Source organism: Bradyrhizobium sp. USDA 4473 (assembly GCF_054063335.1).
This window is the reverse complement of sequence record NZ_JBSSGE010000001.1, coordinates 64,132-88,945: the sequence shown is the minus strand read 5'-3', so window position 1 is coordinate 88,945 and position 24,814 is coordinate 64,132. Positions and strand designations below refer to the sequence as shown.

Genomic DNA, 24,814 nt, shown 5'->3' with positions numbered 1-24,814 from the left:
AACGGAGCTGACGCAGATTGCCGCAGCGCCGCATCGCCCAAATCCGGCCCGGAAAACTCCCTAAAATTTAGGTAATGGCGGAGCGGGGTAACCATTTCGCAAGCAATAAAAGTTACCGAATTCTCAACCCAGTCTGGAGACTTTGAACGTGAGTGAGCAGCAGAGCGAGCCGGTCAGCGGTCAAACCGGCGCCGAAATGGCGGCGAAAGGCGAGCCCGCGATGGCCGCGGCCGGTGTCGAGGCTCCGCGGCTCGCGCCCGAGCAGGAAGAGACCTCGCCAAAGGCCGATGCGCCCAGGATCGACGCGCCGAAGGTTGATGCCCCGAAGGTCGAGCCGTCCCGCCTTGATCCCGCGATCGAGGCCAGGATTGATGCCAAGATCGACGGCAAGATCGACCCGACCAAGATGGACGTGCCTGAGGTCGAGACCGGCAAGCGCGAAGAGCCGCGTTTCCCGGGCAAGCTGATGATCATGGCGCCCGGTGAGCGGACCTGGGACCACGAGGCGACCGCATCCAAGCCCGGTGCCGAGCAGACCGCCAAACCGGCCGGCACGCGCCGGCTCGGGGCGATGGCCGCGGTGATCGCGCTGGCGACCGTGGCTGGCGCCATCGGCGGTGCGCTTGCGACCGCAGGCCTTGGCCATCTCGCCGCCCCCGCGGCTGCTTCCGTCAGGGACGTGGCTGCCAACGACGCTGCCGCCAAGGAAGCGGCCGATGCCGCGATCGCCCGGATCGACTCCGAGATCGCCGCCCTGAAGGCCAGTGTCGAGCAGACCGCAAAGGCCGGCCAGGCCCAGTTCAGCAAGGCGACCGACCGGATCGAGAAGGTCGAGAAGGCCCAGGCCGAGCCGATCGCCAAGCTCAACAAGCTCAGCGAGACCGTCGAGAAGCTGCGCGCCCCGCAGACGACCGTCGCCGCTGTGACGCCCGCCCGCGAGGTCACGGGTTCGGTCCCGCCGGCAACCACGGCGGCTGCACCGGTTGCCCCCAAGCCCGAAATCGGCCGCCTGCCGGTGATCGACGGCTGGGCGCTGCGCGACGTCGGCAATGGCGGCGCGCTGATCGAGGGCCGCGGCGGCATCTACGAGGTCTATGCCGGCGATCCCGTCCCCGGCCTCGGCCGCGTCGACGCCATCCGCAAGCAGGACGGCCGCTGGGTCGTCGTCACCAGCAAGGGCCTGATCGTCTCGCGCTGATCCACGAAACCTGACAACAGCAAGGCGCTTCACCGCGATGTGAAGCGCCATTTTTCTTGAATAGCGTTTGCCGCGCGGTGTTAGTGGGGGCATGGGCCGCGTACTGAAATGCCTCCTGCTGATGTCCGTCCTGCTTGGCGGTGCCGTGCCGGCACATGCCGCCGAGGATCGCGCGCTCGAGCGCGGCACGGCGGTGATCGATCCCGCGATCCTGCGCGAACTCGATCACAGCAGGTTCAGTCTCGGCCGGATGCTCGCGCCGGAACGCTCCGCCCATACGCCGCTGTCCAACCGCGACCTGTTCGCCTTGTCTGCATTGGTGCCGGTGCGCGAGGCGCTCGACCGTGAATTCGATCGCTATGTCGCAAGGCACAGAGCAAGCCTGCCGAACGAGAGCATCGGCGTCGGCGACGGCTTTGCGTTTCAGCTGTTCGATCGCGCGCTGTTCGAATCCCCTGACGTTCGCTTCGTACTGGCCGGCATCGTCAATCGCATGGACCGCGCCTATGTGGCGCCGAACGACTGCGGCGAGATCCGGCTGATCTATCGATTGACCCGCACCGACGTGGCGCTGATCGGCGAGAACGCGGTGTCGCAGCGGCTGCCGATGACGCTGAACCTGGTGTTGAAGGCGAAGGGCGACGGCAACGACGCATCACTGTCCTGTCGCGAGATCGCGCGGCGCTGGCTGGCGACCGGCGGCACTCAGCTTGCGCTGGAGAAATTGTTCGGCCAGGACGGCCCGCTCGAACTGATCGATGCCCGCAATATCGACCGGATCGAGACCAATCTGCAGATCGCCCACGCGCCGAAATCCGCGGCGCGCGATTTCCGTACCGACTATCTGCTGAAGGTGTTCGACTATGATGGCGCGGCGAAACGCTTTGCCGAAGCACCGCTGGAGAACCAGATCGATCGCGATCGCATCCTCGCCGACGAGGCGCTGAAGCGCGACTTCAAGGCGTGGCTGCTCGATCCCGAGCATTTCGCCGCGCTCGATCGCGGCACCTTGCTGATCCCCGATCGCTTCCTCGCGACCTCAGCGGTCGCGCCGACGCCGGCCGGCTTTGATGTCAGCGAGCTGGAGCCCGAATTCGGCATGGTGCAGGGCGAGGGGACGGCCGGCACTGCGGTGTTCTCGGATGACGATATCGTCGGAGCCTTGAAGAAGGCCGCCGCTGACGGGACCAAGCTGCAGAACATCCAGTCGCTGGCCGGCTTCGAGCGGCGGCTCAACGACGTCACCTGCGTCGGCTGCCACCAGACCCGCGGCATCGGCGGCTTCCATTTCCCCGGTGTCGACTGGATGGCGGCAAGGCCGTCGAACTCCACTGTCGTGCCGGCCTCGCCGCATTTCTTCGGCGACCAGCCGCGCCGCCGCGACATCCTGACAAGCTTCCGCGACGGCAAGGCGCCGGATTTCTCGCGCGGCTTCTCCAACCGGCCGCAGGCGCGCGGCAGCATCGAGCTTGCCGGCACCGAATACAGCGACGGCTGGGGCGCGCATTGCTATCTGCCCGGCACGAGGCCGGCCGCGACCGACCGCAGTTTCCGCGGCTGGACCTGCGCCGAGGGGCTCGCCTGCCAGGTTGCCGGGAAGACCTCCCGCATGGGCATGTGCTTCGTGAAGGGGCGGTGATCGGCCGGAACCGAAGCGTCTCCGCGTCATTAATTGATGCTACAGTCGAGCTTGCCCAGGATCTGACAGCTCTTGACCGGAGACGGCCCGATGAGTGCTTCCGAGGACAACAAGCAGCGTGACCGCGAGATCGCGGCCAACGAGGCCGAACGTCAGGCGGTGAGTGCCGTCCGCGTCTCTAGCTGGGCGATCGGGCTCGCGGTCATCATCGGCATCATCGTGGTGGCCATCGTCTGGGCCTGGATGAAACGTTGAGCTTCCTTTGTAGCCCGGATGGAGCGAAGCGAAATCCGGGAACGGAGGCATTCGCGGACGCAGCCGCCCCGGATTGCGCGGAGCCTGTCATCGGGCGCGCATTCGCGCGACCCGTTGGCTCCATCGGGGCTACGTGTAGCGTGACTACGCCACCGCGCCGGATGCGCGCAGCTTCCGGATCGTGGCCTCGTCATAGCCGGCCTGGCGCAGGATCTCGTCGGAGTGCTCGCCGACCTCGGGCGGCTTACGCGGCTGCACCTTCTTGGTGCCGTCGATGAAGATCGGGCTGTTGACCGTCAGCATGGTGTCGTTCTCGAAACGCACTAGCACCTCGTTCTCGATCATCTGCTTGTCGTTCGGAATGTCGTCGAGGATGCCGACGACGCCGAACACCAGGCCGTTGCCGTCGAGGATCTTGCGCCATTCGGCGAGATCCTTGCTGGCGAACACCTCGTCAAAAATCTTGATCAGCTCGACCGAGCGCGCATGGCGGTCCGCCTTGGTGGCGAAGCGGGCGTCGGCGACGAGGTCCTCACGGTCCATGCAGCGCGCCAAGGTCGGCCATTGCCGGTCTTCATTGAGCAGCGACAGGATCAGCCAGCGGCCGTCTCTGCACTTGTAGTGGTTGGTGACGGCGTTGAGCGCCTCTTCGCGCGGCTTGCGCTTCTTGAACTTGGCGCCGGCAAGCTTGGCCTGCGCCAGCACGCCATTGGCCCAGACGCCGTTGGCCATCAGATTGGTCGAGACGTGCGAGCCCTTGCCGGTCTTCTCGCGCTGGAACAGCGCGGTGACGATCGCGCCGTAGAATGCCATCGCGCAGGGATGGTCACCCATGCCGGCGACCGAACGGGCCGGCGTGGTGTCCTCGTCGGCACGCACCAGGTCCATCAGGCCGGAGCGGGCCCAATAGGCGTTGGAATCGAAGCCGGGCTTGTTGGCCTCCTCGCCCTTCTCGCCATAGCCGGTGAACGACGCGTAGATCAGCCGGTCGTTGAGATGGGCGAGATGATCATGGGTGATGCCGAGCTTTTCGCGCACCTGCGGCGGCATGTTGGTGATGAACACGTCGGCCTCGGCGACCAGCTTGTAGAGCACCTCGCGGGCCTCGGGCTTGGTGAGATCGAGCGCCAGGCTCTTCTTGTTGCGCGCCTCCAGCATCCACGCGAAATTGTGCTCGCTCGCGGGATAGCCGGGCAGATTGGGCAGGTTGCGGTAGGGGTCGCCGGCGCCGGGCGGCTCGATCTTGATGACGTCGGCGCCGAAGTCGGACAGCACGGTGGCGGCCGCGGGCGCTGCGATGAAGCTCGCGCAGTCCAGGACCTTGAGCCCGTCAAAAATGCCTTTTTCCATCGTGCCGTCGCTCCCGTGGCGCTTGTTGGTGTTTTTCCGGTAGCTGGAATTATCGCGTGCGATGATCCCGATCGGAGTGCCATTTGAACCATCTCGGGGGCACGATGCAACGGGTTGTTGGCCGTCATTGCGAGGAGCGTAGCGACGAAGCAATCCATGCCTCAACAAGTGGAGGTGTGGATTGCTTCGCTTCGCTCGCAATGACGGTGCCTGTTACTCCACCCCCGCCATCAGTGCCGCGTTGCCGCCCGCAGCCGCCGTGTTGATCGTGATCGTCTGCTCGGTGGCGAAGCGTGTGAGGTAATGCGGGCCGCCCGCCTTGGGGCCGGTGCCGGAGAGGCCGCTGCCGCCGAACGGCTGCACGCCGACCACGGCGCCGATCATGTTGCGGTTGACATAGATGTTGCCAACCTGGAGGCGGTCGATCACATGCTCGATGGTGTCGTCGATGCGGGAATGGATGCCGAGCGTCAGGCCGAAGCCGGTGGCCTCGATCGCGGCCAGCACGTCGCCGAGCCGCTCCGCACGGTAGCGCACGACATGCAGGATCGGGCCGAACACCTCCTCGGTGAGCTGGCTCGCCGCCGACAGTTCGAAGATATGCGGCGCGACGAAATTGCCTGATGGCGCCTCGCCGGCGAGATGCACCCGCCCTTGCTGTTTCATCCGCGCGATATGGGCATCCAGCCGCTGCTTCGCCTCGGCATCGATCACCGGACCGATATGCGTCGACGGCTCGGAGGGATCGCCGATCTTCAATTGGCGCGCGGCGCCGGCGATCATCTCGATCATGCGATCGGCGACATCATCCTGCACGAACAACAGCCGCAGCGCCGAGCAGCGCTGGCCGGCGGAGCGGAACGCCGAGGTCACGACATCGTCGGCGACCTGCTCGGGCAGCGCGGTGGCATCGACGATCATCGCATTGATGCCGCCGGTCTCGGCGATCAGCGGCACGATCGGGCCATCCTTGGCGGCAAGCGTGCGGTTGATCGACCGCGCCACTTCCGTCGAGCCGGTGAAGACGACACCGGCGATCGCAGGATGCGCCACCAACGCGGCGCCGACCGCTCCGTCGCCCTGGACCAGATGCAGCGCCGAGGTCGGCACGCCGGCCTGATGCAGCAGGGTGATCGCCTCGGCCGCGATGCGCGGGGTCTGCTCGGCCGGCTTTGCGATCACCGCATTGCCGGCCATCAGCGCCGCCGTCACCTGGCCGAGGAAGATCGCGAGCGGGAAATTCCATGGCGAGATCGCGACGAACGCGCCGCGACCGTGCAGCTCCAGCACGTTGCTCTCGCCGGTCGGCCCCGGCATCGTCTCGCCACTGCCGAACAGTTTTTGGCCGAGCGCGGCATAGTAGCGGCAGAAGTCGATCGCCTCGCGCACTTCGGAGAGCGCATCGTCGAGGGTCTTGCCGCCTTCGCTTTGCAGCAGGGCGAGGAAATGTGCGCGACGCTGCTCGAGCAGGTCGGCGGCCTTGTCGAGGATCGCTGCACGTTGTGTGGCCGGCGTGGCATTCCAGGCCTTGAAGCCACGGCGTGCCGTGGCGACCGCTGCATTCGCCTGCTCGGTCGTCGACGTCGCGACTGGGTTGGGCGCAGCCTTGCGCTCGGCTGCGATCGCCGAGGTCAGCGCGTCCAGCGCCTTTCGTTCCCCGAACTCGATGCCGTGCGAATTCGAACGCTGCGGCCGATAGAGATCGGCCGGCAACGGAATTCCGGAATGCGTGGCCTTGTTGTCAGCGCCGATGATGTCGGCAGGGCGGCGCAGCAGGTCGACGATCGACACGCGATTGTCCGCGGCCAGCGCCACAAAAGACGAGTTGGCGCCGTTCTCGAGCAAGCGCCGCACCAGATAGGCAAGCAGGTCGCGGTGGCTGCCGACCGGCGCATAGGTGCGGTGGGCGATCTCGGGTCTGTCTTCGCCGAGCTGCGCGTAGAGCGCCTCGCCCATGCCGTGCAGCCGCTGGAATTCGAAGCTGTTGGGATCGTCCGATAGTTCGAGGATAGTCGCGACCGTCAGCGCGTTGTGGGTGGCGAATTGCGGAAACAGCCGCGGCCGCAATGCCAGCAGCTTGCGCGCGCAGGCGACGTAGTTCAGGTCGGTCATCGCCTTGCGGGTGAACACCGGATAGCCGTCGAGCCCGCGCTCCTGCGCGCGCTTGATCTCAGTGTCCCAATAGGCGCCCTTGACCAGCCGCACCATCATCCGGCGGTCGAGCGCGCGTGTCAGTGCATCGATATAGTCGATCACGTCTGCGGCGCGCTTCTGATAGGCCTGGATGGCGAGGCCAAAGCCGCTCCATCCGGCGAGCGACGGGTCGGCGAAGGCCGCTGCGATGACGTCAAGCGACAGCTCCAGCCGATCGGCTTCCTCCGCATCGACGGTGAAGTTGAGGTCGAACGCTTTGGCGCGACGCGCCAGATCGATCAGCTGAGGCACCAGCTCGCTCATCACCCGCATATGGCTGACCGCCTCGAAGCGCGGATGCAGCGCGGAGAGTTTCACCGAGATGCCGGGCCGGTCGGGCAGGGGCTGATCGCCGGCCGCCTTGCCGATCGCGTCGATCGCGCGGGCGTAGGATTCGAAATAGCGGTGGGCGTCGTCGGCGGTGCGCGCGCCTTCGCCGAGCATGTCGAAGGAATAGCGCGAGCCGCGGGCGGTGTGCGATTGTGCCCGCGCCAGCGCCGCCTCGATGGTCTCGCCGAGCACGAAATGGCTGCCCATCAGCCGCATCGCCTGCCGCGTCGCGGCGCGCACCGCCGGTGCGCCGAGCCGCTTGGTCAGCCGGCCGATCGTTCCCTGCGGTGTCTCGCCGGGCTGGATCACGCGCGCCGACATGCCGAGGGCCCAGGCTGAGGCGTTGACCAGGAACGCGCTGGATTTGGTCTCGTGGTTGACGAAGTCGCCCTGGCCGAGCTTGTCCTCGATGAACTGGTCGGCGGTGCGCGCGTCAGGCACCCGCAGCAGCGCCTCCGCCAGCACCATCAGTGCCAGCCCCTCTTTGGTCGACAGCGCGAACTCCCGCAGCATGTCCTCGACCCCGCCGAGCGGATCGTCGTTCGCCCTGATCGCCTCGATCAGGCGGGTCGCGGTGCGGTCGATGCGGGCCTCTGCCTCCGCACCGAGCCTGGAGTCCCGGCGCAGGCGGCCGGCGATGGCGCCGTCGTCGGGGGCATAGGGCGGGCTGAACGGCGGCGGGAGCGGGGACGGGTCTGGCATGGTGGTGGTTCCCTGGGGTTGCACGGGAACACCTACGCGCCCGTGGACCGTAGTTCGATAGACAAATTAGCAGATTTACCTTAGAAAATCAGGACAGACTATCTTGTTGCCGTAGATATGACAGAGATTGACAAGACAGACCGCAAAATCCTCTCGATCCTGCAAGGGGATGGGAGGATTGCCAATGTGGAGCTGGCCGAACGGATCGGCCTGTCGCCGACCTCGGTCGGCGAACGGCTGAAGCGGTTGCAGCGCGACGGCTTTGTCGAGGGCTATGGCGCAAGGCTCAACCCGCACCGGCTCGGGCTCGGCCTGCTGGTGTTTGTCGAGGTGCTGCTCGACAAGACCACGCCGGATGTATTCGAGAAGTTTGCGAAGGCGGTCCAGACCGCGCCGGAGGTGCTGGAGTGTCACATGGTGGCCGGCGGCTTCGATTATCTGGTCAAGGCCCGCGTCGCCAACATGACCGCCTATCGCCGTTTCCTCGGCGAGACCCTGCTGGCGCTGCCGGGCGTGCGCGAGACGCGAACCTACGCGGTGATGGAGGAAGTCAAGCGCGATGCGCCGCTGCCGGTCGGTTGACGGCCGTTCGATGTGATCCACAGCCATGCGCCGGATGTATTGGCATCGTGACGCGCCCGCGATAATCCTGTCGTGCAGGGTAGGGCAGTGGTTCATGGAAGACGCCGATCAGCCGATACGGATCAAGCGAGCCGGGTTTGCCGGTGCGCTTGCCGCGCTCATGCTTGCGCTGCCCTCAGCGGCGCCGGTCCGCGCGGCCGAGCTCAGCTCCGGCATTATGCAACTCTATACCTCGGTCTCGATCTATCCGCCGTCGGCCTCGACGATGACCGTGTGCTACGGCTTCGTCTGCCGGCGCCGCGAGATGCTCGACTTCAACGCAGCCGACAGGGCGGCGCTGAGCAGAATCATGGCCACCGGCCGCGCCAACGCGGCCGCCGAACGCGCGGCCGTGCAAAAGGCGGTGATCTGGTTCGACCGCCGCATGGGGCCGATCCTCGGCACCGACAAGCGCGTGGCGAAGGCGGACTTCCGCGCCAACGACGACAAGCACAATTACGATTGCTGGGACACGACGCGCAACACGACCAGCCTGATGCTGGTGATGCAGTCATGGAATCTGTTCAAGTTCCACGACGTCGGCGATCCCCACTACCGCGGGTTCTCGCTGGGGCAGACGCCGCACAATACCGCCGTTCTGCTCGAACGCGCCACCAAGGTGGAATGGGCCGTCGATCTGTGGCCCCGCGGCTATCTGCAGCCGCCAGACGTCATGACCGTCGCCGAATGGGTGACGGAAGATTGAACGGCCGAGTGTTGCCGCCGCGTGTTCCGTGGTGTTCCACTCCCGTTGATTTTAGGAGTCTGCGTCATCGGTGCTGGAACCGAACCCCAAAGTTCGACACGACGTTCTGCGCCCATCACTTTTCGAGCCAAGTGGCGCGGTAAGATTAGCAGCATTCGGTCAAACCCGAGGCTACGATATGCGTCTGCGTCCGACTAGCACCGATGCCGCGACCCGTGGTGTTCGTTTCCAATTGTTGCTGGGGCTTGTGCTGCTGTGGCCGGTGCTTGCCGGCCCGGCTCGCGCCGGCGACGTCGAGGACTGCAACGGGCCGCCGACCGACAAGGCCGAGGCGGCCTGCTCGGCCATCATCGACGATGCCGCGCGCTCCACGGAGGATCGCACCAAGGCTTTCGCGGGCCGCGCGCGGGTCTATATCGGCCGCAACAAGTTCGATCAGGCCTTGAGCGATACCGAGGCTGCGCTGCAGCTGAACCCGCAATTCGTTTCGGCGCTGATCGCGCATGGCTATGTGCAGCAGCGCAAAGGCAAGGCGGATCAGGCCCGCGCCGATTTCGATCGTGCGATCGAGCTCGAGCCGAAGAACCCGTTCGGCTTCCTCGCGCGTGGTAATCTGCGCGCCGATCAGCACGCCTGGAGCGATGCGATCTCGGACTACGACCAGGCGATCACGCTGCGACAGGATCTGCCCGCGGCCCATGTCGGACGGGCGCGGGCCTATGTCGAATCCGGGCTGCCCGATGCGGCGCTGGCCGACGCCAACACCGCGATTGCCGTCAATGCGAACACGCCGAACGCGTTCTACTGGCGCGGCCAGGCCTACCGGCGCAAGGGCGACATCGATCACGCGATCGAGGATTTCTCCCGCGCGATCGCGCAGGCACCGCAGACCGAGCGCAACGCCTATTTCGCCCGCGCCCAGCTCTACAGCGCCAAGGGCGACTACGTCCGCGCCATTGGCGACTTCGATTGGCTGTTGAAGGTTCTTCCCGACAACAAGGAGATCCAGCAGCAGCGCCAGCAGGCGCTCGCGATGCAGGCCGAGCTGGCGAAGGCCGGTGCGGCTCCGCAATCGCCGGCGGCGTCGGCTCCGGCGGCGCGGCCGTCCGCTCCAGCCGCGGCCGCGAGCAATCAGCAGATCGAGCAGGCAAAGCAGTTCATCGCGCAGGGCAATTTCGCCGGTGCCATCGGCAGTCTCAGCCAGGTGCTCAGCGGTGAACCGCGCAACGAGACGGCGCTGCGGCTGCGCGCAATGGCCTATTCACGGCTCAGCCGGCTGGCGGAGGCGCGCAACGACTTCAACGATCTGCTCAAGCTCAAGCCGAACGATCCCCAGTTGCTCGCCTTCCGCGCGCTCAATGCCGCAGGCTTGCGGCAGTTCGACGAAGCCACCGCCGACGCCAGCCGCGCCATCACGCTCGACCAGAACAACTCGCTGGCTTACCTGGCGCGGGGCCTCGTCAAGGCGAGCACCGGCAAGGTGCAGGATGCGCTCGCCGATTACGATCATTCGATCTCGCTCAATCCCAAGGAGACGCTCGCCTACACCGAACGCGGCCTCGCTTATTTCGGCCTCAACCAGCTCGACAAGGCGCTGTTGGATTTCGATCAGGCCCTGGCGCTGGTGCCGACCAATCTGGTCGCCAAATCGTGGCGCGGACTTGCGCTGATGCTCAAGGGCCGCGCCGACGAAGGACTGGTCGACATCAACGGGGTACTGGAGCGAAGTCCCAACAATCCGACGGCGCAGCTCGGCCGCGCGCTCGCGATGCTGACCTCGGCGCAATATGACCGCGCCGTCGCCGCCTTCGACCAGATCGTTGCCAGGGCGCCCAACGATCCCTTCGCGCATGTGCTGCGCGCGCGGGCCTATCTCGGGCTGAAGAAGCCGGATGATGCGATGAAGGATCTCAATCTGATCCTGAGCACGCGGCCCGATTATCTGGCCGCGCTGACGCTGCGCGGCATCACCTGGTCGGCGCTGCGCAACTACGACAAGGCGGTCGAGGATCTCGATCGGGCGATTGCGCAGAAGGAGACCGTTGAGGGCCTGTTCGCACGCGCCAAGGCGCACGAGGCGCTCAACCATGCCGACAAGGCGACCGAGGATTTCCGCAAGGCCACCCAGCTCGCGCCGTCGAGCGTGTTCGACGTGCTTGCGCAGGCCGAGTCGAAGCGGAAAATCCAGGAGCTGTCGAAGCGGGTGCCGTGCGGCAGCAGCGGCCAGGGTGGCACCTGCCTGTGACGCGGCGGCCCGGTAGCCGCGACGTCCGCAACGGGAAACAGCAAAGCGCGCGATCGATCGCGGCCGAAAAGTTCAACGTCGTGGCGCGCGGGCATCGTGCCCGCCCCGCCGAACGTCACGTTGTGTAATGTTGGATCGGCCCCCACTCCCGGATGGCGTCCGAGAGTGCGCCGCCGGATCTGGCGCTGACGCGCTAGACCTTCAGGTTTTCGGCGGACGTCTTGCCGCGATTTGCAATTTCTTCGTATTCAACCGACTGGCCTTCATTGAGGCTCTGAAGGCCGGCCTTCTGAACTGCTGAAATATGCACGAAAATGTCCTTGCCGCCCGATGCGGGCTGGATGAATCCGTAGCCTTTGGTCGGGTTGAACCACTTCACTGTACCTTTGGGCATTCCAGTCGTCTCCGCGGAATCAATCGAAAACAGACCAGCCGGTCCCCGCACAAACCGGCTTGTCCGTACCGCACAGGATAGCAGTTTGAAAAAAGCTGGGTAGATCAAACCACGGTGTGTTTTTGCCCGGAAACAACCCGCTTTGCGGGGGTTTGGTGCCGGATTGCCTGTTTCGTGGTCAATTGATGCGCTGCAAAATGGTCGGTTCCGCCGAACCCGAATTGACCAAGCGGCCCCGCGCGCGGGCCGTTCAGCTGCCGCGCGCGGGGGATCGATCGACCGCCTCTCAATAGGTCGCGGAGAGATACTCGACGATCTTGCCGACGTCCGCCTGATCGATCGGCGCACCGTAGACCTTGATCATCTTGGTCACCTCGGCCTGCCAGAAGTCCTTCTTGAACTTCTCGCCCTGCGGCTGGGTCTTGATGTAGTCGGCCGAGTGGCAGCCGGTGCAATTGCTCTGCACCACGTCGAGGTTGGGCCCTGGCTTGAGCGCCGCAGTCTCCTCGGGAAGCGTGTAGTTGACGGGCGCGGCCATCGCAGCTCCGATCGACAGCACGGCGATCGCGGCGAAGGTGAGAAGCAGCTTGCTGGTCATGATGCTTCTCCTCACGCCGCGGTGACGCGCACGGTTTCGACGACGTTGCGCAGATAGCCGGCCGGATTCCACAACGGATCCATCGGCTGGGTATCGCCGGCATTGTTGGTGGCGCGCACTTTCAGTTCCGAGGGTCCGGCCGCGAGTTTCGCCGGCAGCTTCCATTCACGGAACGCGTATTTGCCGAGGTCCTTGCCGAGCTTGGCCGGTGTCCAGCTGTTGCCGCCGTCGGTCGAGACCGTGACCTCCTTGATGCCCTTGCCGCCGTCGAAGGCGATGCCGCGCAGCATGGTGCGGCCTGCTTTGACCTTGGCGCCGTCGGCAACGCTGGTGATGAACGAGCGCACCGTGAAGCGGTTGATCGGAATTGTCGCCTTCGGCGCGGTGCCGGGCTCGACCGCGTTGTTCGGCGTGTCCGGTATCCGGTAGGCGGACTTCATCCAGAAGCCGTCGAACACGCTGTCGATCACGGTGATCTCGTTGAGGTGCTTGACCCAATAGGTGCCGTAATAGCCGGGCACCACGAGGCGGAGCGGGAAGCCGTTGAGGAACGGCAGGTCCTCGCCGTTCATGCCCCAGGCCAGCATCACCTCGCCGTCGCGCGCGTGGTCAATTTCGAGCGCCTTCACGAAGTCCGGCGTCGTCTCCATCACAGGTCCATCCATGCCGTTGAAGGTGACCTGCCTGGCGCCGGCCTGCACGCCGGCCATGTCGAGCACGGTCTTCAGCGGCACGCCGTGCCAGCGCGCGCAGCCCATCGCGCCGTTGCCGAGCTGGCCGCCGGCAACGCGCGGATTGAAGAAGCCGCGGCTGTTGCCCGAGCACTGGTTGACGGCGACGAGTTCAGTGGCCTTCAGCTTGCGGATATCCTTCAGCGACAGCTTCAGCGGCTTGTCGACCTTGCCCTTGATCTCGAGCGTGAACTTGTCCGGATCGAGGTCATAGGGGATGCCGGCGAGGTGATAGCGCACGAAGAACGCATTGTTCGGCGTCAGCGGGCCGTCATTGAAGATCGCAAACGGCGTTTCCAGCTGCGGCGGCCGGCTGGTCAGACCGATCATCGGGCGCTTCTGCGGGTAGCGCACCAGCGGCCGTTCGCCATTGCCGAACGGCAGCGTCACGGTGTCGAGGGCGAAGGCGCCCCTTGATCCCAGCCCCGCCGCCAGCGCGCCCAATCCGGCGCGCTTCATCAAGTCTCGTCGATCGAGCATTCCGCTTCCTCCGAAGCTGTTCTGTCCCGGGCTGGTCATCACCAGGCCCGGATTGCCTTGCGCGCCGTCGCATCATCGACTGCGCGCGGTCACAAATGTCGCACCTGACAACTGCAAGTCAATTGAGCTTTCGCAGCGCTTACCGGCGTTGCATTGCAGTAACGAAAAGCCCCGATCGCATCAGGCGACCGGGGCATTTCGATTCCAGGTAATTGGTTCGATCAGTAGCAGACGTTCACGGTGCGATAGCGATAACCGTAGGGCGTCAGCACCAGGCGGGTGACGTAGCAGCCGGAATCGACGAAGCCGACGGAGATGCCCGGGCCACCCCAGAAGTGATGATGGTACGGATGCCAGAAGAACGGCTTGGCGGAGGCTGCGGTCGGCGCCAACGCGGCGGCAGCAAGCGTTGCGGCAGTCGCGAGGGCAAGCGTGACTTTGCGAAGCATGGTCGTCTCCTTCAGATGCGCGTTGAACGCTGTCGCGGCGCGGTTGCAGTGTTACCCATCGTCCGTCAGTCGCATCCGGGATGGGACGCGTTCGAGCATCGCTGCCGAACCCGCGTTCGGATGTGCGGAAGATCACACTCGAGGTGGGGTGGGGATTCCGGTCAGGCGGCGACGGCGCGGCGGTCGTCGACCAGCGTCGACAGCAGGCGCGTGGTCTCGACCGTGCGCACGGCCATCGGCTCGTTGCGGCCGCGGATCGCAACCTCCTGCGCCGGCAGGGCATCGTCGGCGAGGCCCGCGGTGGCGCGCACCTCGTCGGAGATGACAGCCTCGCAGGCCAGCGCTTTCGTCATGTCCTGCAGCCTTGCCGCGACGTTGACGGCATCGCCGAGCGCGGTGAACACCATGTGGTCGCGATAGCCGATATCGCCGACGATCACCTCGCCGCCATGGATGCCGATGCCGAAGCGGATCGGCTCGCGCAGATCGTGGCTGAGGAACTGGTTCAGCTCGTCGATATTGGCCGAGATCAGCGCCGCTGCGCGCAGCGCCTGGCGGCAGGCATCATGCCGCTCGGTGGTGAGTCCGAACAGCGCCAGCATGCCGTCGCCGATGAACTGGTTCGGCCGCCCGCCGGCTTCCAGCACCGCCTGCGACACCGCGCCGAGGAAACGGTTGACGATGAACACGGTGTCGAACGGCAGCCGCTTCTCGGCAAGCTGGGTCGAGCCGCGCATGTCGACGAACATGCTGACCAGATAACGCTCCTGGCCGACCCGCGCCGGATTGGCGGCGTGCGCGTTCGCCGACATCGTGCTCGGCAGGAACAGCTGGAAGAAGGTCAGGTCGCCGGTCGGGCGCAGCTGGCAGGCGAGCCGGATCGACGGATCGTCGGTGCCGACCCGGTGCAGCACGAAGGCCTCGCGCGGCGACGGCTCGGGCAAGGCGGCGTGATCGCCGATGATGCGGATGCGGCAGGTCGAGCAGCGCGCCCGGCCGCCGCAGACGCTGGCATGCGGAACGTTGTAGCGCAGGCTCGCTTCCAGCACGCTCAGCCCTTTCGGCACCCGCAGCGTGCGGCCGTTGCCATAGGACAGCGCGATCATGCCGCCGCGGCGCTCCAGCAGCGCACGCGCGCCGCGTGCGAGCAGCACGAGGCCGAGCAGGCCGAGATAGCCGATCGACAGCCCGTCGGTGATCTTCTCGAGCATGGCGCCCTGTGCTGCCGTGCCGAGCTTCTGCACCGACAGCTCCTCGCGCCGCCAGTCGGGATCCTGATAGTCCGCCACCGTGGCGCGGCCGGCCTGATAGACGCCGAGCATGGCCAGGGTCGGGATCAGCACGGCCGTCGCGAGCAGGAACGGCGCGGCCCGCTGGAAGAACGCGCGCAGCCGCAGCCAGAAATACAGGCCGATGCAGCCATGCACCCAGGCGATCACCAGCACCGCCAGCATCACCCACAGCCGGTCGGGCGAGGCGATGAAGAAGGTGTACAGCTCCTGCGGGTAGAGCTTCTCGTGCCCGTACAGGGTCTGACCGAGCCGCACGCCGACGACGTGCGCGACGATCAGCATCGGGACGCTGAGGCCGAGCGTGAGCTGCAGCGGCTCGATCGCCTTCCAGTGGAACTCGCGGCGCGAAAAAAGCGCCCAGATGCCGAGCCCGGTGTGCACCAGGCAGGCGGTGTAGAACACGATCGCGACCGGCAGGAACTGCCAGAACTCGGTGTGGTAGTGCACCCCGATCGCCATCGCCTCGGTCGAGATATTGCCGAGCGCGTGGTTGAGGAAATGGCTGATCAGGTAGGCGAACATGATCGCCCCCGTGACGAGGCGCACCTGCCGCAGGCCGACGCCGCGGGCCAAACCTTGGAGATCCTGCAGGTGCTCGCGCGAGGGGGAGGCCATGTGATTCATGATCGGCAAGTCTAGTGCTTAATTCCCGCGCTGAACACCATCGCGGGTCCGGACGGCCGCATTGGCGGGCCGTGCCGAACGTTGACACTCCGTTAAGAGTCGAACAAAAAGCGCGCCGTGACGATAGCCCCTCCCGATAACATCCGCGTTAAGCCGGCCCGTGCGCGCGCGGCGGACTGGCGCGGCGTCATCGCCGTGATCGTTGCGATGACCGCGATGCGGCTGGTCTATGCCCACGCGCTCGATCTGCGCACCGACGAGGCCTATTACTGGACCTGGTCGAAGGAGAACGTGCTGTCCTTCCTCGACCATCCGCCGATGGTCGCCTGGTTCATCCGCTTCGGCACGGCGATCCTCGGCGACACCAATCTCGGCGTCCGGCTCGGCGGCATCGTGGCGATGCTGGCGACCCAGCTGCTGCTTGCCGACATCGTCCGCCGCGCCACATCGGACAATGTCCGCGCCGTGATGCTGGCACTGCTGCTGCCGGAGGCGGCGCTGTATTACGGGCTGCTGATGGCCAAGGTCGCGCCCGACACCGCGCTGATCCCGTTTTCGGTGGCGATGCTGTGGTCGCTGGTGCGGCTCGCGCAGAGCAATGACGGGCGCTGGTGGCTCGCCGCAGGGCTGTTCGCCGGACTGGCGCTGCTGTCGAAATTCACCGCGATCATGTTCGCGCCGGCGGTGCTCGCCTTCGCGCTGGTGCCTGACTGGCGCTGGCGCTGGCTGCGCAGTCCATACCCCTATCTCGCCGCGCTGGTCGCGATCATCGTGTTCTCGCCGGTCTTGATCTGGAACGCGGAGCACGACTGGGCCTCGTTCCGCTTCCAGGCGGTGCGCGCCACCGCCGAGCGCGACCTGACCTTCCGCACACTGGGCGAGTTCATCGGCATGCAGTTCGGCCTGGTCGGCTTCGTGCTGCTGCCGGTGACGCTGTTCGCAACAGTGCTGATGGCATGGCGCGGCTATCTCAGGCGCGAGCCGGTCGCGATCCTGCTGGCGACCGCGGTGCTGGTGCCGTTGATCTACTTCCTCTGGAAGTCCCTGACTTTGCGGGTTGGCGACACCTGGCCGATGTTCCTGTGGCCGGCGGGCTTTGCCGCGGTTGCCATCAATGTCACGCGAATGCCGTTCGAGGGCTGGTCGATCGAGCTCATCAAGTCGACGGTGTATTGGGCAAGGACTGCGATTTCGACCGGCATCCTGTTCGTCGTCTGCGTCTTCCTCTATTACATGTTCGCGCCGTGGAATCTGATCGGCCGCACCGACCCGATCGGCACCGAGGCCGGCTACGACGCCGTGGCCGCGCGCGTGCTGGCGCAGGTGCAGTCGACCGGCGCGACCTGGGTCGCGACCACGGACTATCGCACCTATGCGATGCTGCGCTGGATGCTGCGCGGGAAGCTGCCGGTGATCGAGGTCAACGAGCGCGGACGCTTCCAGGGCTTTGCCGATCCCGGCATGGACAAGATCCGCGATCACACAGGCATCTATGTCGGACGCGAGCCCGAGAACAATCTGCCGCTATGGAGCGAGACATCAGCGGTCCGCCAGCCGCTGGAGCGCGTGACGCGGAGCTGGCGCGGCATGGCGATGGACACCTATGCGCTGGAGATGATCACTGGCTGGACCCCAAATCTGTCGCCGCCGCCCGACACCACCTTCTTCCGCTGGCGCGTGCTGGCGATGCATCTGGAGCCTTGCGAGATCACCTTCTCCCCTTGTGGGCGAAGGTGGCAGCCGAAGGCTGCCGGATGAGGGGTATGTCTCCGCGGGCACAGTGCATGTGGATGGATACCCCTCACCCAAGCGAGTTCGTGATGAGCACTTGAGCCGCCCTCTCCCACAAGGGGAGAGGGCGCAGCAACTGACATCGCGTGATCGTCGCATTCGTAGGGGCGGGCAAAGCGCAGCGTGCCCACCACATCTTGCGTTACTGTTGATGGTGCGCACGCTGCGCTTTGCCCACCCTACACGCTACTCCGCTTCCTCGCGCTTGCGGATCAGGTCCTTCGCCAGATCGGTCAGCGCCGGGCGCGGCAAAGCATTGAAGGGCAGCGGGCGGGTGACGTCGATCGCGGCGAGGCCGAGGCGGGCGGTCAAGAGGCCGTTGAGCATGCCTTCACCGAGCCGCTGCGAGAGTTTTGCCGCGATACCGTGGCCGAGCATCTGCTGGATCAGGCTATCGCTCGCGGCCATGCCGCCGGTGATCGCCAGATGCGCGATGACGTGGCGCAGCAGCCGGATCATGCCGAGCGCGCCGGGCCGGCCGCCATAGAGCCGCGCCAGCTGGCGGATCATCCGCAAGCTCGCCACGAACACGAACAGCACGTCGAACAGCGCGCGCGGGCTGACCGCAGTGACGACCGAGACGCGCTGCGCGGCAGATGACACCAGCCGCCGCGCCTCCTCGTCGAGCGGCGTCATCAGCTCGCGCTCGGCGAGGCGGATCATGTCGGCGCCGTCGATGATGTCATCGGTGTGGCTCTGCAGCGCGCTGCGGGCGCGGGCGAGCTGCGGGGTCTGGTGCGCGAGCTTGAGCAGATCGACAACGATCGCGCGGCTCGCGGCGCGGTCGTCGCTGATCAGCACCTCTCTAGCGCGCCGATGCAGCTTCTCGATGGTCGCAAGCCGCGCCAGGCCGACCAGTTCGCGGGTGGTGACGACGGCCAGCGCCACTGCGGCGATGACGGCGAGCGCCAGCCCGAGCACGCCGAGACCTTCGTTGCGCGCGAACAGATCCTCGACCAGATTGAGCACGCCAAGCCCGGTCCCGAGCACCACGAGGCCGGCGACCGCGCTCCAGAACAGCGTGCCCCAGCGGAAGCCGCGCCGTGCCGGCAGCAGCGGCGTATCTGTTGGCACCGGCAGCTGTGCCGGCTCGGCCTCGCGCACGATCTGGATCGTGCCGCGGGTGAGGCGGCCGGCCTCGTCCGGATCCATCACGACCACGCCGGGATCGTCGAGCTTGAACGTCGCCGGCCGCCGCGGGGGCGTCTTCTCGTTCATTGCAGTCTGTCTCCGATCAGGAACTGGAGGGCGCGGTCAAGGCGGATGTGGGGCAGCGCCGGCTCCGCGTCGCCGTTTCGTTCCAGCTTCGGTGGGCGGAAGCGCAGGAAACGATAATCGGCCGCCTCGGCGTCCGAACTGGAGAGGCCGCGGAAGCCGCCGTTGAACAGCTCCTCCGGATTGTCGGGCAGGTCGCCGGGAAAGGTCGCGACTTCGGTCTCGCCGTCGAGCCGCTCGCCGTTGGCGACCTCGCCGGGGGCTGGGGTGCCGAGGATCGACGGCAGCCGATCGCGGCCGCGTGCGACCTGCGCTTCGCGGGTGGCGCGCACCGCAGCGAGCGCCACCACGTCGATGCCGGCGCCGGCATATTCGGCACGCTCGGCGGCTTTCGCCACGATCCGCCGCAGCACGGCTTCGAGGCGGTCGTGGCTCTGATGGTGCAGATGGTCGGCCTTGGTCGCCGCGAACAGGACGCGGTCGATGCGCGGCCGGAACAGCGCGCTCAGGATCGTGCTGCGGCCGATCCGGAAGCAGTCGAGGATGCCGGCGAGCGCGGCCTCGAGGTCGTGCAGCGCCTCGGGGCCGGCGTTGAATGCGGCGGGCGCATCGGCTAGCACGATCTGGCGATCGAGCCGCGCGAAGTGATCGCGGAAGAACGGCCGCACCACGACGTCCTTGTAGGCCTCGTAGCGCCGTCGCATCATGGCCCACAGGGAGCCGTCCGGCGCGCTGCCGTCGATGGGCATGTCGAGCGGTGCAAAGGTCAGCGCCGGCGTGTTGGCGAGGTTGCCCGGCATCAGGAAGCGGCCGGGCGGCAGCAGGCTCATCGCAAAGCGTTCGTCGCGGCAGGCGCGCAGATAGTCGGTGAACAGCTTTGCTTCGGCGAGCGCGGCCTGCTCGTCCTCCTTGCCCTCGGGCTTCAGCGTCGCGAGATGCGCGTGCCATGGCGCGGCGAGCTTGGCGCGCAGCGGCTCGCGCGACAGCGCAAGGCTCTCCGCCGACCATTGCTCATAGCTCTTGTTGAGCAGCGGCAGGTCGAGCAGCCATTCCCCGGGATAGTCGACGATATCGAGGGTGAGTTTGCGGTCCGCGCCATTTTGCCGCTGATACTCGATCACCAGGCGGAGCTCGGAGATGTCGCTGGTCGAGCTCGGCCATGTCCGCTCCTCGATCAGGGTGCGGACATGGTTCTCATAGGCAAAGCGCGGCACCGCATCGTCCGGCTGCGGGGCGAGATAGGCGCGCGCGATCCGCCCAGAGGCGTAGGCCTCGAACACCGGGAAGCGGCCGCCGCGGGTCAGCCCGTGCACCAGCGCGGTGATGAACACGGTCTTGCCGGCGCGCGACAGGCCGGTGACGCCGAGCCGCAGCGTCGGGTTGAACAAACCCCCGCCATAGTCGCGCAGCGCCCGCGCCGAGAGACGGGCTTCCTCGACGATATCTCGAAACCTGGGGGGCATGGAGGGTTGACGAAGACCCGGCAAGAGGAGCCAAAGGGCGGAGATCACCCGCAAGGTGGCGATTATCGGGCCGAAATCAAGCTTCACATTTCCGGCGCCTTTGCAGGCCAGGGGATTGCAACAGGATTGAACGCGCCGCGGCGCTCGCGCTACCCATATCTATCGGCACACAGGAAAGCCTGCATGACGGTCTTCCGCCTGAAGCAACTCGCCTCGAGCTCGATCCACGCGGCCGGCGCCGCATTGTGGAACTACGACCGCGCCGAGCTGATCGCCGACGGCGTCGTTCACCTCGTCGGCATCGCTTTCGGGCTGGTGGCCGCCACTGCGCTGATCGTGCTGACCGCGGTCTATGCCGGCCCGTTCGATGTTGCCGTGGTGTCGGTCTATGTCGCCGGCCTGCTCGCGATGCTGACGCTGTCGGCGACCTATAATCTCTGGCCGGTGTCGCGCGCCAAATGGGTGCTGCGGCGCTTCGATCACTCCGCGATCTATCTCTTGATCGCCGCGACCTATACGCCGTTCATCGTGGAACTAAAGGAAAGCTATTTTGCGATTGCGCTCTTGGTCGGTGTGTGGTGCGTCGCGATCGTCGGGATCTGGCTCAAGCTCCGTTATCCCGGCCGTTTCGACCGGCTCTCGGTCGGGCTTTACCTTGCGATGGGCTGGAGCGGCATCATGCTCTACGACCGCGTCGTCAAGGCGCTGCCGACGATGGCGCTCGGCTTCGTGCTGGCCGGCGGCATTCTCTACAGCCTCGGCGTGATCTTCCACTCCTGGCGGCGGCTGCGCTTCCAGAACGCGATCTGGCACTGCTTCGTGCTGTGTGGCGCCGCCTGCCACTACACGGCGGTATTCGACGTCATGCTGGCGAGCTGAAGGTCTCGCCATCCGCCGCGGATGGGCTATCATGTTTCGTGATAGGCCCGTTCAGCCCCTCACCGTCACCCTGAGGAGCCGCGTAGCGGCGTCTCGAAGGGTCGACGGCCACCAGCCGGGCCGTCCTTCGAGACGCGCTCCGCGCTCATCAGGATGACGGGAGGCGCAGGGTTGGGTGAGCAAATCGACAGCGAGCAAGCAAAGATATCGGGAGGACGGCCATGCAGGTGGCAGGTAAAGTGGTGGTGGTCACCGGCGGTGGCAATGGCATCGGCAAGGCGCTGTGCGAGGCGTTCCATGCCGCGGGCGCAGCCAAGGTCGTGGTGGTCGACCTCGATCATGCCGCGGCCGAAAAGGTCGCAGGCTCGGTCGGCGGCGCCGCTTTCAAATGCGATGTCGGGCAGGAGAAGAACGTCCTGCATGTGATCGAGGAGACCGAGCGCATGTTCGGCCCGATCGCGCTGTTCTGCTCCAATGCCGGCATCGGCGGCGGCTTCGATCCGCTGTCGAAAAACGCCGGCGGCACCTCGGACGAGCCGTGGTCGCGAAGCTGGGCGATCCATGTGATGGCGCATGTCTATGCCGCGCGGCATCTGGTGCCGCGGATGAAGGCGCGCGGCGAGGGTTATTTCCTCAACACGATCTCCGCCGCGGGCCTGCTGTCGCAGGTCGGCAGTCCCGCTTACTCGACCACCAAGCACGCCGCAGTCGGCTTTGCCGAAAACCTCGCGATCTCGCACCGCGCCGACAACATCAAGGTTTCGATCCTCTGCCCGCAAGGCGTCGACACCAACATGCTGCGCTCGATCCCGAAGGGGCCGCAATCCGGCGACGGCGATCTCACCGCCGAGCAGGTCGCGCAGGACGCGCTGAAGGGCATCGAGCAGGAGAGCTTCCTGATCCTGCCGCACCCGCAGGTGCTCGGCTACATGCGCAAGAAGACCGAGAACTACGACCGCTGGATCGGCGGCATGGCCAAGATCCAGGCCAAGATGCGCGAGGCTTACGGGAAGTGAGACCCGTAGCCCGGATGGAGCGCAGCGCAATCCGGGGCGGGCGTCGTCGCGTGAATCCCGGATTTCGCTGCGCTCCATCCGGGCTACAATACTGATTGCGCAACTCGCTGCGACGTGGGGTGAGCACATTGGTCAGGCTCCCTCCCCCGCATCCGCCAAGAGGCTTCGGCGGACAAGAGGGGGGAGGGAACCCTTCCGCCGGTGCCATTCTCATTTGTGCGGGTGTCCATCGCGTGATCAGCGCAATTGGCTCGCGAAATCGGATTGATCGTCAGCCTAGCCTCACTCCTTGCCGAGCTGCGCAATCTTTTCGCGCAGATAAGCGTCCATCAGATCGGGCGCGGAGGCGCCGAACATCCTGATGCGGCCGGTGTGCAGCAACAGCAGCAGGCCGGTGGCGTGGGCGAAGCAATCGACCATCACGGTGTTCGCCTTCTGCTTCGACGCACCGAGTGCTTCGGCCGCCTCGGCGATCGGATGCAGCGCGGCCTCCAGCGCGGCGTTGAGCACGTAGTCGCGGTCGTGGCCGAGCCCGGCCGGCTTCATGCCGCCGCGGAACAGATAGAAGCCGAGATCGAGGTCGCGCGGGTTCTCAGCATAATAGCGGAAGAAGCCCATTCCCGCGGCGTGCAGCCTCTGCTTGGCGCCGCGCGTGGTCGCGACCGCCGTGCTGACGGCTTGCCCGAGCGAGGCCAGCGATTGCCGCAGCACCTCGGCATAGATTGCTTCCTTGGAATCGAAATGGAAATACAGCGCCGCCGGCGTGTAGCCGGGCGCGCGTCGCGATCGCCCGCAGGCTCGCGCCCTCGAGGCCTTCTTCGGCGAACACGCTGCGCGCCGCATCCAGGATCAGCTCCCGCTTGTGGCGGCTGACCGCCTCCTTCCTGCTCTCGCGCATCTGCATGTCCGGTTCGATTCCGTTCTTGACTCAATTCTAACAGTGTTCAATAATTTAACAACATTCAAATAAATGAGCAAGGGAGAGCGCCATGCTGATGACGGCTGCGGACTACCGGGACTCCCTGCGCCGCTACAAGCCACGGGTTTTCGTCAATGGCCAGGCCGTGGCGAGCGTCGCGGACGAGCCGTTGCTGGCGCCGGGCGTCGCCGGCGTCGGCGTGACCTACGATTTCGCGCACCGGCCTGAACACGTGCCGATCATGACGGCGCGGCAGGGCACGTCGGGCAAGACCGTCAACCGCATGCTCCACATCAATGAGCGCTCGCAGGACCTGCTCGACAAGCTCGAGGCGGTGCGGCTGGTGTGCCGGACATCGGGCTGCGCCCAGCGCTATCTCACCCATGATGCGCTGAACGGTCTCTATCAGGCGACCAGGCTGACCGACGATCGCCATGGCACCGACTACAGCCAGCGCTTCCTCAACTATCTGCACCAGGTGCAGGACCAGGACCTCACGCTCGGCGTCGCCATGACCGATGCCAAGGGCGATCGCTCCAAGCGGCCAGGCCTGCAGGCCAATCCGGACGTCTATGTCCACATCAAGGAGCGCCGCCGCGACGGCATCGTGATCCGCGGCACCAAGGCGATCGTCACCGGCGCGCCGTACATGCACGAATTCCTGGTCATGCCGTGCCGCACCCACGCGCCCGACGACAAGGATTTTGCGGTGTGCTGCGCCGTGCCGGTCGATGCACCCGGCGTCACCATCGTCGCGCGTCCCGCCGGCCGGCCCGGCGACGCCTCGGCAAAGTTCTCGGCGAAGTATGGCCAGTCGGTCGGCGTCGTGATGTTCGACGATGTGTTCGTGCCGCACGACCGCGTGTTCCTCGCCGGCGAGACCGAGGAGGGCGGTTTCCTCACTACCTCCTATGCTACGCATCACCGCCACTCCTGCATCGGTGCGCGCGCCGGCTTCGGCGATCTCCTGATCGGCGCCGGTGCTCTGATGATCGAGGCCAACGGGCTCGATGCCGAGAAGCACGCCCATATCCGCGAGGCGATGGTCGAGCTCATCACCATCACCGAGAGCTTTTACGCCTGCGGCGTCGCGTCATCGGTCTACTGCACCAAGGACCCGGCCGGCTCGGTGATGCCGGATGCGGTGTTCTCCAACATCGGCAAACTCTTGTTGGCGACCAAGATCTACGACATGCACCGCGTGGCGCATTACGTTTCGGGCGGCCTGATCGTGGCGCTCCCGGGTCCCGACGAGGACCACAATCCCGAGACGCGCGCCTCGCTCGCCGCCGTGATGGGCGGGCGTCCGGATATTCCCGCCGAGCAGCGCGCCGAGGTGGCGCGGCTGATCGAGGACCTCACCGTCTCGCACGAAGCCGGCTGGTATTCGGTGATCTCGCTGCACGGCGGCGGCTCGCCGGAGGCGATGAAGCGCGAGATCTGGCGCAACTATCCCGTGATGGAGAAGGCCGAGCTGGTCGAGAATCTGCTCGGCCGCGGCCTGGTCGACGACGGACAGCAGGTGTCGAAACAACCCGGCCGCTGCTGCGCCACCGGCTGCGAAGTGCCGGCGCCGCCGGCGGTGGAGCACGAACCCGCCCTCGTAAGGTGAGCAACTGGACGGGCTCCCTCCCCCCTTGCGGGACCGCAAGGGGGAGAGAGGGGTAAGCCCCGGGCGAGACGATTGCCGCAAGTTTTCCGTTCGCAATCTCAATCGCGCGCGT

General features: G+C 66.1%; 21 protein-coding genes. 10 read left to right on the top strand and 11 right to left on the bottom strand.

Annotated features, from left to right (window positions below):
• The first annotated feature begins 142 nt into the window (after positions 1–142).
• From ACVW17_RS00395 to ACVW17_RS00385, 3 genes are all read left to right on the top strand, one after another.
• Complete coding sequence (locus ACVW17_RS00395; RefSeq protein ID WP_456749951.1) at positions 143–1,198, top strand: hypothetical protein; 1,056 nt, start codon at positions 143–145, stop codon at positions 1,196–1,198.
• A 91-nt stretch (positions 1,199–1,289) separates the two neighbouring features.
• Positions 1,290–2,837 (top strand): hypothetical protein, encoded by a 1,548-nt coding sequence (locus ACVW17_RS00390; RefSeq protein ID WP_456749950.1) that lies wholly within the window; start codon positions 1,290–1,292, stop codon positions 2,835–2,837.
• A 90-nt stretch (positions 2,838–2,927) separates the two neighbouring features.
• On the top strand, positions 2,928–3,092 hold the full coding sequence (locus ACVW17_RS00385; RefSeq protein WP_456749949.1) for a hypothetical protein: 165 nt from the start codon (positions 2,928–2,930) through the stop codon (positions 3,090–3,092).
• Between the two features lie 144 nt (positions 3,093–3,236).
• Here ACVW17_RS00385 and ACVW17_RS00380 read toward each other — a convergent pair whose 3' ends face one another.
• Together ACVW17_RS00380 and putA are read right to left on the bottom strand one after the other, a co-directional pair.
• Positions 3,237–4,442 (bottom strand): CaiB/BaiF CoA transferase family protein, encoded by a 1,206-nt coding sequence (locus tag ACVW17_RS00380; RefSeq protein WP_456749948.1) that lies wholly within the window; start codon positions 4,440–4,442, stop codon positions 3,237–3,239.
• 213 nt (positions 4,443–4,655) lie between these two features.
• Positions 4,656–7,667, bottom strand: coding sequence for a bifunctional proline dehydrogenase/L-glutamate gamma-semialdehyde dehydrogenase PutA (gene putA, locus ACVW17_RS00375; protein ID WP_456749947.1), 3,012 nt, complete (start codon positions 7,665–7,667; stop codon positions 4,656–4,658).
• 117 nt (positions 7,668–7,784) lie between these two features.
• On the opposite strand from putA, the gene ACVW17_RS00370 reads away from it, so the two are divergent.
• The 3 genes from ACVW17_RS00370 (at position 7,785) to ACVW17_RS00360 (ending at position 11,239) form a co-directional block, all read left to right on the top strand.
• Positions 7,785–8,249 (top strand): Lrp/AsnC ligand binding domain-containing protein, encoded by a 465-nt coding sequence (locus ACVW17_RS00370; RefSeq protein ID WP_024583796.1) that lies wholly within the window; start codon positions 7,785–7,787, stop codon positions 8,247–8,249.
• Positions 8,250–8,343: 94 nt separating this feature from the next.
• On the top strand, positions 8,344–8,994 hold the full coding sequence (locus ACVW17_RS00365; protein ID WP_456749946.1) for a hypothetical protein: 651 nt from the start codon (positions 8,344–8,346) through the stop codon (positions 8,992–8,994).
• A 70-nt stretch (positions 8,995–9,064) separates the two neighbouring features.
• Positions 9,065–11,239, top strand: a complete 2,175-nt coding sequence (locus ACVW17_RS00360; RefSeq protein WP_456796666.1) for a tetratricopeptide repeat protein — start codon at positions 9,065–9,067, stop codon at positions 11,237–11,239.
• Between the two features lie 193 nt (positions 11,240–11,432).
• Here ACVW17_RS00360 and ACVW17_RS00355 read toward each other — a convergent pair whose 3' ends face one another.
• The 5 genes from ACVW17_RS00355 to ACVW17_RS00335 form a co-directional block, all read right to left on the bottom strand.
• Positions 11,433–11,633, bottom strand: a complete 201-nt coding sequence (locus tag ACVW17_RS00355) for a cold-shock protein (protein WP_163149424.1) — start codon at positions 11,631–11,633, stop codon at positions 11,433–11,435.
• A 286-nt stretch (positions 11,634–11,919) separates the two neighbouring features.
• A complete protein-coding gene (gene sorB, locus ACVW17_RS00350) occupies positions 11,920–12,231 on the bottom strand; it encodes a SorB family sulfite dehydrogenase c-type cytochrome subunit (protein WP_456749944.1) in 312 nt (103 codons plus the stop codon).
• 11 nt (positions 12,232–12,242) lie between these two features.
• Entirely contained in the window at positions 12,243–13,442 is a 1,200-nt protein-coding gene (gene sorA / locus ACVW17_RS00345) for a SorA family sulfite dehydrogenase catalytic subunit (protein ID WP_456749943.1), read from the bottom strand.
• Positions 13,443–13,663: 221 nt separating this feature from the next.
• Positions 13,664–13,891: a hypothetical protein gene (locus ACVW17_RS00340; RefSeq protein WP_194459279.1), complete on the bottom strand. Its 228-nt coding sequence runs from the start codon at positions 13,889–13,891 to the stop codon at positions 13,664–13,666.
• Positions 13,892–14,052: 161 nt separating this feature from the next.
• The gene (locus ACVW17_RS00335) at positions 14,053–15,798 is read right to left on the bottom strand and encodes an adenylate/guanylate cyclase domain-containing protein (protein WP_456749942.1); all 1,746 of its coding nucleotides are present in this window, start codon (positions 15,796–15,798) and stop codon (positions 14,053–14,055) included.
• A 216-nt stretch (positions 15,799–16,014) separates the two neighbouring features.
• Between ACVW17_RS00335 and ACVW17_RS00330 the strand changes: the two genes are divergently transcribed.
• A complete protein-coding gene (locus ACVW17_RS00330; RefSeq protein ID WP_456756282.1) occupies positions 16,015–17,565 on the top strand; it encodes a glycosyltransferase family 39 protein in 1,551 nt (516 codons plus the stop codon).
• Positions 17,566–17,784: 219 nt separating this feature from the next.
• Here the strand turns inward: ACVW17_RS00330 and ACVW17_RS00325 are convergent, their stop codons facing one another.
• Positions 17,785–18,816, bottom strand: coding sequence for a YcjF family protein (locus ACVW17_RS00325; RefSeq protein WP_456749941.1), 1,032 nt, complete (start codon positions 18,814–18,816; stop codon positions 17,785–17,787).
• A complete protein-coding gene (locus ACVW17_RS00320; protein ID WP_456749940.1) occupies positions 18,813–20,276 on the bottom strand; it encodes a YcjX family protein in 1,464 nt (487 codons plus the stop codon). Before ACVW17_RS00320 ends, ACVW17_RS00325 begins: the two co-directional genes overlap by 4 nt.
• Before the next feature lie 183 nt (positions 20,277–20,459).
• On the opposite strand from ACVW17_RS00320, the gene trhA reads away from it, so the two are divergent.
• Positions 20,460–21,155: a PAQR family membrane homeostasis protein TrhA gene (trhA, locus tag ACVW17_RS00315; RefSeq protein WP_456749939.1), complete on the top strand. Its 696-nt coding sequence runs from the start codon at positions 20,460–20,462 to the stop codon at positions 21,153–21,155.
• A gap of 221 nt (positions 21,156–21,376) precedes the next feature.
• Positions 21,377–22,171 carry an SDR family oxidoreductase gene (locus ACVW17_RS00310; RefSeq protein ID WP_456749938.1) on the top strand — a complete coding sequence of 265 codons (795 nt, stop codon included), beginning with the start codon at positions 21,377–21,379 and terminating at the stop codon, positions 22,169–22,171.
• Positions 22,172–22,453: 282 nt separating this feature from the next.
• On the opposite strand, the gene ACVW17_RS00305 is transcribed toward ACVW17_RS00310, so the two are convergent.
• Together ACVW17_RS00305 and ACVW17_RS00300 are read right to left on the bottom strand one after the other, a co-directional pair.
• A complete protein-coding gene (locus ACVW17_RS00305) occupies positions 22,454–22,789 on the bottom strand; it encodes a hypothetical protein (RefSeq protein ID WP_456796665.1) in 336 nt (111 codons plus the stop codon).
• Complete coding sequence (locus ACVW17_RS00300) at positions 22,764–23,069, bottom strand: TetR family transcriptional regulator (protein ID WP_456798919.1); 306 nt, start codon at positions 23,067–23,069, stop codon at positions 22,764–22,766. The genes ACVW17_RS00305 and ACVW17_RS00300 overlap by 26 nt, the downstream gene beginning before the upstream one ends.
• Positions 23,070–23,160: 91 nt before the next feature.
• On the opposite strand from ACVW17_RS00300, the gene ACVW17_RS00295 reads away from it, so the two are divergent.
• The gene (locus tag ACVW17_RS00295) at positions 23,161–24,702 is read left to right on the top strand and encodes a 4-hydroxyphenylacetate 3-hydroxylase family protein (protein ID WP_456749936.1); all 1,542 of its coding nucleotides are present in this window, start codon (positions 23,161–23,163) and stop codon (positions 24,700–24,702) included.
• Positions 24,703–24,814: the final 112 nt, after the last annotated feature.